We start from the raw sequence: 9,943 nt of genomic DNA on the forward strand, positions 1-9,943 counted from the left end.
ACCCGCTGGAACAGTTCCCACAACTCGTCCGGCACCAGCCGTTCAACGATCCCCACCACAACCGGCAGCCTACTCAGCCAAATGAGATGACGTCTTAGCCGCGTGCGCGTGAGCGCGGGCCGCCGTCCTGCCTAGCTGCGGGCAGTCGTGCCGCTGGGGCGGCACGGGTGGGCGCTGGGGGTACCCCCTGCTCGAAGAGCTTGGGGGAGGCGCCCCGTCAGCGCCGGGCTGCGCAGCCACCCCCGGCCAGCTACGACGCCGGGCTGTCGTCATCGCCGGGCGCGCAGGCGGAACCCCGACACCGAATGCCGGGCGCAGGCCCATCGCGGGCGCCCTAATGCCGGGTGCAGGGCCGCCTCGGGCACCTCAACGTCCGGCGTGGCGCCGACACAAGGGGACCGTGCGGTACAGAATCCGCGGACGGTCAGTGACCCCCGGCGGGCACCGGGTGCGTGCGCTGCTCACCGGGATCGCCCTCTGCCCCTCCCTCGTCACCGCACCCGGCACCCTGGTCGATGAGGTCTGGGCGGACGCCCCGCCGCCCTGCAGGCCCTTGTCGGGCGTCTGCGCCGCGCCCTCCGCAAGGACGCCGTCGCGACGACGGGGTCGTCCGCCGTGCCCGTGAGCTGTGGCGGGCGGCGCCTACGGAGATCGGCCAGGGCATGCCGCCTCCGCAGTTCCTCGCCATGCTGCGAGCGGTCGGCGCCCTGATCACGGCCGGCGAGTCCGGCCCGGAGCACGGCCTGCCGATGCTCGCGGAGGCACTGTGGGAGGCCGTGGCGACGCGCTGTTCGGAGGGGGTCACGTCGTCGCTGGTCGACATGGCCGCCGATCTGCTGGAGCGGCTGGACGACCTGCCGCGTGCCGTGCGGCTGCTGGCCGCCTCCGACGCTGGCGCGACGGCCGTCCGCGCCCTCACCGTCGGCGGCGCACTGGAGGAGCTGGAGGCCGCCGTCGGCGACCAGCCGGCGGGGGCCCGCTCTACCCGCAGCTGAACTTCGACTCGGCCCAGTCCGCGACCGCCAGGCTGTCGAAGGGGCTGTGCGGTTCGACGACCAGGGTCACGGTGCTGCGGCCGGTCAGGTCCACGTGCACGGGTACGGCGGGCTCGCCGCCCTTGATCCTGCCGGACCGCCACAGCCGCACCCCGTCGGCGTAGACGGAGAAGGAGACCTTGCCGAGCTTCAGGGTCATGTCGTCGACGCCGACGAGGGCGTCGTAGGCGGTGCAGGGGCGGTTGAGGTCGATGGTGACGGAGGAGTCGCCGTGCACGCTCACCCCGCGGTCGTACCGCTTGCCGCCGATCGACAGGTCCTGGCGCTGCCACACCCAGCTGCTCGCGGCGAGCCGCATCTCGGGCGCGGTGCCGTCACCGGCGATGTCGTACGACAGCTCGTTCCACTCGTAGACGGCCGGGACCGGGGCCGGTGGGGGAGGCGGGGCCGGTGTCGGGGTGGGGGTCGGCGTCGGGGTCGGCCTGGGCCGCGGCGTGGGCTTCGGCTTCGGCTTGGGTGTCGGTGGCGGGGTGGGGGCCGGTGTCGGCGTGGGGGCCGGTTCGGCGATCGCCGGTTTCGGGGCGGGCCTGGGCGGGGGAGGCGGGGCCGGGGTGGGCGGCTGCGGCCGTACGACGGGTGCGGACAGGGGCGGCGCCGCGGCGGGTTTCCGGGCGGGGCTGTCGTTGCCGACGAGGGCGAGTGCCACCGCCGCGGCGGCGACCGCCACCACACCGGCGGCGATACCGGCCTTCACCGGCGCACCCAGTCCCTCGGAGGCCGCCGCGCCGCCGGCCGACCCGGAGGAGCCGCCGCTCGCCGCCGCGGCCGCGCCCGCGGCGCCCGCCGCACCCGCTCCGGCGCCCCCGGCGACAAGTCCGAGCGCCTTGGCGTAGCCGGCGGCGCCGAACCAGCCGATGACGGCGACCGGGACCACGGCGGGGATGCTGCTGGCGACTTCCTCGATCTGGCTGGCGGCCAGCCGGCACCTAGCGCACTCCTCCAGGTGCTTGCGCAGACCCCGTTCGGCACGCGTGCGCAGTTTGCGGCGGGCGTAACTGCCGAGCTGGTCGGCGTAGCGGGCGCACTCCTCGTCGTCGGCCAGGGCGGTGGAGACGTGGGCCTGGAGGTAGGCCTGCTTCAGTCCCTCCCGGGCGCGGCTGGCCAGCACGCGCGTGCCGTTGGCGTCCAGGCCGAACAGGACGGCGACCTCGCTCGGCGACTCGTCCTCGATCTCGGTGTGCCACAGCACGGCCTGCCAGCGCTCGGGCAGGGAGCGGAACGCCTGCATGGCCATGGACTGCTCGGCCTCGTGCATGGCGCGCACATCGGCGCCGAGGTCGAGGCCCGCTCCGAAGGAGCCGTCGGGCGCAGTGTCGTCGGTGACCTCCGAGGAACGGGAGGCCTGCTGGGCGAAGACGGCGAAGTCGTCGACGAGTTGTTCCCGCTTGGCCGACTGGATCCAGTGCGCGGCGACGCGGCGCACCGAGGTGAGCAGATAGGGGCGGACGGCGTGTTCGGGGCCGGAGCCGCCGCGTACGGCCTGCAGCATGCGGGCGAAGACCTCCGCGGTGAGGTCGTCGGCGGTGTGGGCGTCGCGGCAGCAGGTGCGGGCGTAGCGGCGGACGGCGCCGGCATGCCGGCGGTACAGCTCCTCGTAGGCGGAGTCGTCGCCGGAGCGCATCCGCTCGATGAGGTCGGCGTCGGACGCGGGCATGGGCCGCGGCGGCGGGAGCACGCTGTCCTCGTGCCACTCCCGCTGGGTCGGGACGCCCCCGTCGGCGGGGTCGGCGGGGCCGCTGGGCGGCACCGGAATCCGCTTGCCCTGGGGCGGTACCTGCGGTGAGGCCGGGCCGCCGGTGTACGCGTCCCCGTCGTCGAGTGACTCGTCCCGCCCGTCAACGCTCATCGCGGAAAGCCCCCGCCGCCTGCCCGACCCGTCCTGAACACCGGGTCAGAGTGCCACACCGGCTTTCGGACATGGCCCGGCCTCAGCGGCAACCACTCGTCCGGGCGGACTTGGCGCCCGGCGGTACTGAATGTCACTCGTTCGGGGAAGGCTCAACGGATCGCGTTGACAGAGGGGTTGTGCGGTAAGGGCGCGCCAGGTGGATCGACGCGCCCTCCCCACGGCTCACGCGGGGCGCGAGCGCAGACCCTCCAGCAGGATGTCCAGCAGCCGTGCCGAGGCCGCCGCCTGCTGCGCCGGGTCCGGCAGCGAGGGCGCCGCCGTGGCGATCACCAGCAGCACGTCCGACACGGACACGTCCGGCCGCAACTGGCCTGCCGCACGCGCCCGTTCCACGAGCCGGCCCACGACCTCCAGCAGCACCGAGGCGCCGTCGTCCTCCATGCCGTGCTCCGGCACCAGCCGCAGTTCACCGGCGCCCGGCTGCGACCGCTGCTGCGGCACGCGCGCCTCGTCGAGCACCGCACCCGCGCCCGTCACGCCCACGCCCGTCGCACCCGCGGCAAGCGCCTGTTCCTCGGCGACCCCGACCCGCAGCACCTGCGGCGGCAGCAGCCGTCCGGCGCCCGAGGCGACCGACGTGCGCAGGAAACGCGACAGCGCCGACCACGGCTCGTCCTCCTGGCCGAGCGCCGTGCGCGCCTGCTCGGTCAGCCGGGCCGTCTCCTCCGCGGCGATCCGCCGCACCAGCACGTCCTTGCTCGGAAAGCGCCGGTAGACCGTGCCGACGCCGACCCGGGCCCGCCGCGCCACGTCCTCCATCGGCGCGCCGTACCCCAGCTCGCCGAAGACCTCGCGCGCCGCCCGCAGTACGTGTTCCAGATTGCGCTGGGCGTCCACGCGCAGCGGCGTGGTCCGCGCCGAGTCCCCGCGCCCGTTGCCCCCCGCCGCGCTCACCGCCCCGCCGGCGGCCAGAGCGGATGCGGACGACCAGTGAGAGTCCTGAATGTGCATGAATGATCCCCCGGTAATGACGTCTCCCCCCGGAGACTCCCCTAGATACGCGCCGGGGCGCGCGGACAAGCATCGCGTGCCCGGGCCCGGCCGTGCGATATCTCTCGGGCCCGATGAGCGTCTCCCCCAGACACCCCGTCGTGACACGAACATAGTTGAGAGGGAGTCAATTCAGAAGGGGCACGTTCCGCACGGAGCGCCCCCCGATCGGAGTACGGGCCGCATACGTCCCGAAAACACCCCCCGGCGCACCCCGGCGCACACACCCTGACCTGCGCGACTGCCCCCGACTCGGACGTTTCGGCCATGCCTGGGCATCCCCGGCTCCCGGTCACACAAATCGCCGGGGCTGTGGACAAACGGCAGCGCCGGGTGCGTCATGGGATCGTGAAGGAACGTGCGCGCATTCTCGTTGTCGGCGGCGGCTATGTCGGGATGTACACGGCCCTGCGCCTGCAGAAGCAGCTCAGAGGGGAGCTGCGACGCGGCGCGGTCGAGATCACGATCGTCACGCCCGACCCCTATATGACGTATCAGCCGTTCCTGCCCGAGGCCGCGGCCGGAGCGATCTCCCCGCGCCACGTCGTCGTGCCGCTGCGCCGCTTCCTGCCCGACTGCCGGATCGTCATCGGCGAGGTCACCGCCGTCGACCACGCCGCGCGCACCGCCACGGTCGCCACCCTCGCCACCGAGGAAAAGGGCACGCCCCCGGAGCATCTGGAGTACGACGAACTCGTCCTCGCCCCCGGCTCCGTCTCGCGCACCCTGCCCGTCCCCGGTCTCGCCGAGCACGGCATCGGCTTCAAGACCGTCGAGGAAGCCATCGGCCTGCGCAACCATGTCATCGAGCAGATGGACATCGCCTCCTCCACCCGCGACCCGGCGATCCGCGACGCCGCCCTCACCTTCGTCTTCGTCGGCGGCGGCTTCGCCGGAGTGGAGGCGCTCGGCGAACTGGAGGACATGGCCCGCTACGCCGCGCGCTACTACCACAACGTGCGCGCCGAGGACATGAAGTGGATCCTCGTCGAGGCCTCCGACCGGATCCTGCCCGAGGTCGGCGCCGAGATGGGCCGCTACGCCGTCACCGAGCTGCGCCGCCGCAACATCGACGTCCGCCTGAACACCCGCCTGGACTCCTGCGTGGACCGTGTCGCCCACCTCAGCGACGGCGCCCGTTTCCCGACCCGTACGGTCGTGTGGACGGCCGGCGTCAAACCCCACCCGGTGCTCGCCGCCACCGACCTGCCGCTGACCGCGCGCGGCCGGCTCAAGTGCACCGCCGAGCTGACCGTCGACGGCGCCACGCACGCGTGGAGCGCCGGCGACGCCGCCGCCGTCCCCGACGTCACCGCCCAGGAGACAGGCGCCGAGACCGCGCCCAACGCCCAGCACGCCGTCCGCCAGGCCAGGGTGCTCGCCGACAACATCGTCCGCTCCCTGCGCGGCGAACCCCTCCAGACGTACGAGCACAAATACGTCGGCTCGGTCGCCTCCCTCGGCTTCCACAAAGGCGTCGCACACGTCTACGGGCGCAAACTCAAGGGCTACCCCGCCTGGTTCATGCACCGCGCCTACCACCTCAGCCGCGTCCCCACCTTCAACCGCAAGGCGCGCGTGCTCGCCGAATGGACGCTGTCCGGACTGTTCAAACGGGAGATCGTCTCCCTCGGCTCACTCGAACATCCCCGCGCGGAGTTCGAACTGGCCGCCGGTGGAAAGCCTTCCGACCATCCGAAGAACGACCCGAAGGGGTCCAACTAGCCGGACCCAGGAACTCCACCGGCCGCCGGGGCGTCTGACGGATGCCGGCCCGGACGGCCACCCTGCAAGACTGATCACCGAGCCCGGTCGGGCCGCCACCGTCCGCGAACTCAAGCGAGGCTGTCCCCACGTGCTGCATGTCCCGGGTGCTGCAACAATGTGCGGCCACCGCCGCCCGGCCCGCAGAGCCCAGGCCGGGCCCCGGAGCCGGCCGACGACGACTACACGAGGCAAGGATTCGTGAACTTCACGCGCTGGAGCGCCCGGCTCCCCGGAACGCAGCGCCGCGCCGCCGCGCGGACCGACGCCACGACCACCGCGGACCGGCGGGGCGACGGCTCCGTCCCCGCCGCCCGCGCCGAGCAGGGGACCGACGGCACGCCGGCCACCGCCGGCGTCCCGGCCGTCGACGACCTGTCCGTGCGCGCGGTCCTCGACCGCGTCCCGGCCCTGGTCGCCCTCGTCCACGGCACCGACCACCGCCTCGCCCACGTCAACGACGCCTACACCGCCGCCTTCGGACCCCGCACCGCCGGCGCCCCCGCCGCCGACGCCCTGCCCGAGCTGAAGGAACTCGGCCTGCTGCCGCTTCTCGACCAGGTCCTGCGCAGCGGCCGGCCCCGCACCCTGAAGTCCCGCAAGGCCCCCGACGGCCGCTCCTACACCTTCACCTGCACCCCGGTCACCGAGGGCGACGGAGGCGGCCCCGGGGTCCTCGTCTTCGCCACCGACGTCACCGACCACGCCGAGGCCGCCGAACGCCTGCGCACCAGCGAACGCCGCCAGCGCGAAACCGCCGTCACCCTCCAGCGCTCCCTGCTCCCGCAGGAACTCGAGGAACCCGACGACCTGCGCGTCGCCGCCACCTACCACCCCGGCGGCACCGAGGCCGCCGTCGGCGGCGACTGGTACGACGTGATCACCCTCGGCGGCGGCCGCACCGCCCTCGTCATCGGCGACGTCATGGGCCGCGGCGTGCGCGCCGCCGCCGTCATGGGCCAGCTGCGCACCGCCGTCCGCGCCTACGCCCGCCTCGACCTGCCCCCGCACGAGGTGCTCCAGCTCCTCGACGGCCTGGCCACCGAGATCGACGCCAACCAGATCGCCACCTGCGTCTACGCCGTCCACGACCCGAACGAGGGCCGGCTGATGTACGCCTCCGCCGGCCATCTGCCGATCCTCGTGCGCGACGAAAGCGGCACCGTGCACCGCGCCGACGAACCCACCGGCCCCCCGCTCGGCACCGGCGGCTGGATGCACACCTCCGGCTCGATGCCGCTCGGCCCCGGCTCCACCGCCGTCCTCTACACCGACGGCCTCGTCGAACGCCGCGACGAGGACCTCGACGAGGGCATCGCCGCCCTGGAGCGCGCCCTGGCCGGCGCGACCGGCACCCCCCAGGTCGTCTGCGACCGCCTGGTGCGCTCCGCCGGCGTCACCGCCGACCACGCCGACGACGTCGCCGTCCTGGTCCTGCAGCACCCCGCGCGCACCGGCCCCGACAGCGAACTGTTCCGCAACGCCGCCCTGGAACTCCTCGGCGGCATCGAGGCCGCACCCCGCGCGCGTGCCTTCGCCTCCGGTGTCCTCACCAGCTGGCGCTTCCCGCCCGAGCTGCACGACCTCGGTGTCCTGGCCGCCAGCGAACTCGTCGCGAACTCCCTCCAGCACGGCACGCCACCCATGCGGCTGCGCCTGCGCCGCACCGACCGCCGGCTGATCGTCGAGGTCACCGACGGCGACGACCACCTGCCCCGGCGCCGCCGCGCCGAACCGGCCGACGAGTCCGGCCGGGGCATCGCGATCATCGCGACCATCGCCTCCAACTGGGGATGCAGACGCACCCCCGGCGGAGGCAAGGCCGTGTGGTGCGAGTTCGCCCTGCGCAAGGCGTAGACCGGCGGGACCGGTCCTTCGCGCCTACGCGTCCGCGGTCACCGCGTCCGCCGGTGCGCCACCGCGCTGCACCACCCGGCTGCGGGCACGCCACGGCTGGTCCTGCACCTCGGTGAGCCGGCGCCCCAGCCGTATCGCCAGCACGCTGATCGCCAGCGAGAACAGCAGGAAGGTCACGATGTACGGCGCGTGCAGCGCGGCCCCCAGGGGACCGCCCACCGCCGGACCGACGGCCAGGGCGAGCTGCTTGACCAGGGCGAACGCGGAGTTGTACTGCCCGGCCAGCCCGCTCGGCGCCAGATCGGCGACCAGCGGCGCCACGGTCGGCGACAGCATCGCCTCACCCAGCCCGAACAGCGCGTACGTCGAGACGAAAGCGGCCGTCGCCATCTCCTGGCTGCCGTGCCCCAGCCCCGCGTACCCGGCCGCGACCCACGCCACGGCCCAGATCAGCCCCACGGCCGCGATGACCCGGGAGCGCCGGCGACGCTCGACGAACTTCAGCACGGCGAACTGCGCCACCACGATCATCGCGGTGTTCGCGGCCAGCGCCGTCCCCAGCGCCGACGTCGATATCCCGGCGGCCTCGACGCCGTAAGCGCTCAGGCCGGACTCGAACTGTCCGTAACAGGCGAAGAACAGCACGAAGCCCAGCACGCACAGCTGCACCATGGCCCGGTTGCCCAGCAGCTGCTTCCAGCTGCCCTTGACCGACGCGGGCGCGTCCTCGACCTTCGGCGCGTGCGGCGCCCGCACCGTCGCCATCACCACGACCAGCAGCAGGAACACCGCCGCCTCGATCGCGAAGAGCAGCGTGAACGACGACACGCGCGAGGTGTCCACCAGATGCCCGCCGATGAGCCCGCCGACGCCGAGCCCCAGGTTCTGCAGGAAGAACTGCATCGCGAACGCCCGCGACCGGGTCTCCGTGGTGGAGCAGTCCACGATCATCGTCGCCAGCGCCGGCTGCATCACGGCCTGCCCGGCCCCCAGCGCCGCCGCCGACAGCAGTACGGCGGCCGACGTGCTCGCCAGCCCGAGGCTCAGCGCGCCCAGCGCGGCGGTGACCAGGGCGGCGAGCAGAACCGGCAGCGGGCCGCGCCGCACGATCGCCCGACCGGCGAACGGCAGCACGATCAACGCGGCCACGGCGAACACGGCGAGAACCATCCCCGCCGTGACGGCACCGAGGCCCCGCACCTGCGCCACGTAGACGTACAGGTAGGGGACCGTGAAGCCGAGCCCGAACGCGCTGAGTGCGTTGCCCACGTGGATCCGGCGCATCGCTGCGCCCTTCTCCCTGGTCACGTTCACCTCTCTCAGTAGTTAGGAGTGAAGACTTCGAAAGTAAACTTCGAAGCTAAAGAGTACATGGTGAAGGACTTCAAGGCAAAGGGCAGGCGTGCCATACTGCGGCCATGGGCGACACCTCCGGCACGCTCGGCGCCGAGCCGACCATCGAAGAGCAGATCGCGGCCTACCAGCGCGAGTTCCAGGACCTCGACCCCCAGGTCGAGAAGATCGTCTCGGCGCTCTCCCGGCTCAACCGCCGTATGAACGTCGCCTACGGGCGGCAGACCGCCGAGCTCGGCATCAGCAATGCCGAGTGGGAGGTCCTCAAGGCCCTCGTCCTCTCCGGCGCCCCCTACCGGATGGGCCCCGGCGACCTCGCCAAGCGCCTCGGCCTCACCCCGGCCGCCATGACCCACCGCATCGACCGCATGGTCGCCGAGGGTCTGGTCACCCGGGAGCGCGACGAGTCCAACCGCGTCCGGGTGATCGTGGAGCTGACTCCTGAGGGCCGGGGGAAGTGGCTCGAGGCGATGCGCCTCGCGACGGTGTTCGAGGAGGAGCTCCTCCAGGACCTCACGCCCGTGGAGCGGACAGTCCTCGACGAGGTGCTGACCCGCCTGCTGCGCCGCGTGGAGCACGCCCAGCCGGACGCCGGCGGCCGGCTCACCGACCTCGACTAAAGAGGTTGACAGGGGATGCTTGACATCCCCCTCCCCGATCCGTAAAGTTCTTCGGGTTGCCGCGGGGCCGTAACGGTTCTGCGACGGCACCTCCCGCCGCCTCGAGCGGCACCTCACACCACAGCACGATCTCCCAACGGGATTGATTTCGGCGTGCCCGAATTCAATTCGAATAGGGACTCGGCGGCCCGATTGGGAAACGCCGGAAGGATCCGCTAAGGTTTGAGACGTCGGAACGGCCCAACAGCCGGGAAGACAAACCCCGCTGACCGGGGATCAGACGCCGAAAGGATCTGATAGAGTCGGAACCGCCGGAAAGGGAAACGCGAGAGCGGAAACCTGGAAAGCACCGAGGAAATCGGATCGGAAAGATCTGATAGAGTCGGAAACGCAAG

7 protein-coding genes are annotated in these 9,943 nt (G+C 72.8%); 4 read left to right on the forward strand and 3 right to left on the reverse strand.

Annotated features, from left to right (window positions below):
- Window positions 1–662: 662 nt before the first annotated feature.
- On the forward strand, window positions 663–995 hold the full coding sequence (locus AC0B9F_RS37715) for a hypothetical protein (protein WP_472010297.1): 333 nt from the start codon (window positions 663–665) through the stop codon (window positions 993–995).
- Here the strand turns inward: AC0B9F_RS37715 and AC0B9F_RS37720 are convergent.
- Both AC0B9F_RS37720 and AC0B9F_RS37725 read right to left on the reverse strand, forming a co-directional pair.
- Window positions 982–2,901, reverse strand: coding sequence for a sigma-70 family RNA polymerase sigma factor (locus AC0B9F_RS37720; protein WP_472010299.1), 1,920 nt, complete (start codon window positions 2,899–2,901; stop codon window positions 982–984). The genes AC0B9F_RS37715 and AC0B9F_RS37720 overlap by 14 nt on opposite strands.
- Before the next feature lie 225 nt (window positions 2,902–3,126).
- Window positions 3,127–3,915 carry a TetR/AcrR family transcriptional regulator gene (locus AC0B9F_RS37725; protein WP_472010302.1) on the reverse strand — a complete coding sequence of 263 codons (789 nt, stop codon included), beginning with the start codon at window positions 3,913–3,915 and terminating at the stop codon, window positions 3,127–3,129.
- 384 nt (window positions 3,916–4,299) lie between these two features.
- Between AC0B9F_RS37725 and AC0B9F_RS37730 the strand changes: the two genes are divergently transcribed.
- Entirely contained in the window at window positions 4,300–5,679 is a 1,380-nt protein-coding gene (locus AC0B9F_RS37730; protein WP_472010307.1) for an NAD(P)/FAD-dependent oxidoreductase, read from the forward strand.
- A gap of 240 nt (window positions 5,680–5,919) precedes the next feature.
- Window positions 5,920–7,575, forward strand: a complete 1,656-nt coding sequence (locus tag AC0B9F_RS37735; protein WP_472010304.1) for an ATP-binding SpoIIE family protein phosphatase — start codon at window positions 5,920–5,922, stop codon at window positions 7,573–7,575.
- Window positions 7,576–7,599: 24 nt separating this feature from the next.
- Here the strand turns inward: AC0B9F_RS37735 and AC0B9F_RS37740 are convergent, their stop codons facing one another.
- Complete coding sequence (locus AC0B9F_RS37740) at window positions 7,600–8,859, reverse strand: MFS transporter (protein ID WP_472010309.1); 1,260 nt, start codon at window positions 8,857–8,859, stop codon at window positions 7,600–7,602.
- Between the two features lie 134 nt (window positions 8,860–8,993).
- On the opposite strand from AC0B9F_RS37740, the gene AC0B9F_RS37745 reads away from it, so the two are divergent.
- Entirely contained in the window at window positions 8,994–9,548 is a 555-nt protein-coding gene (locus tag AC0B9F_RS37745; protein ID WP_472010306.1) for a MarR family winged helix-turn-helix transcriptional regulator, read from the forward strand.
- Window positions 9,549–9,943: the final 395 nt, after the last annotated feature.

Source organism: Streptomyces sp. NPDC097129 (assembly GCF_055668065.1).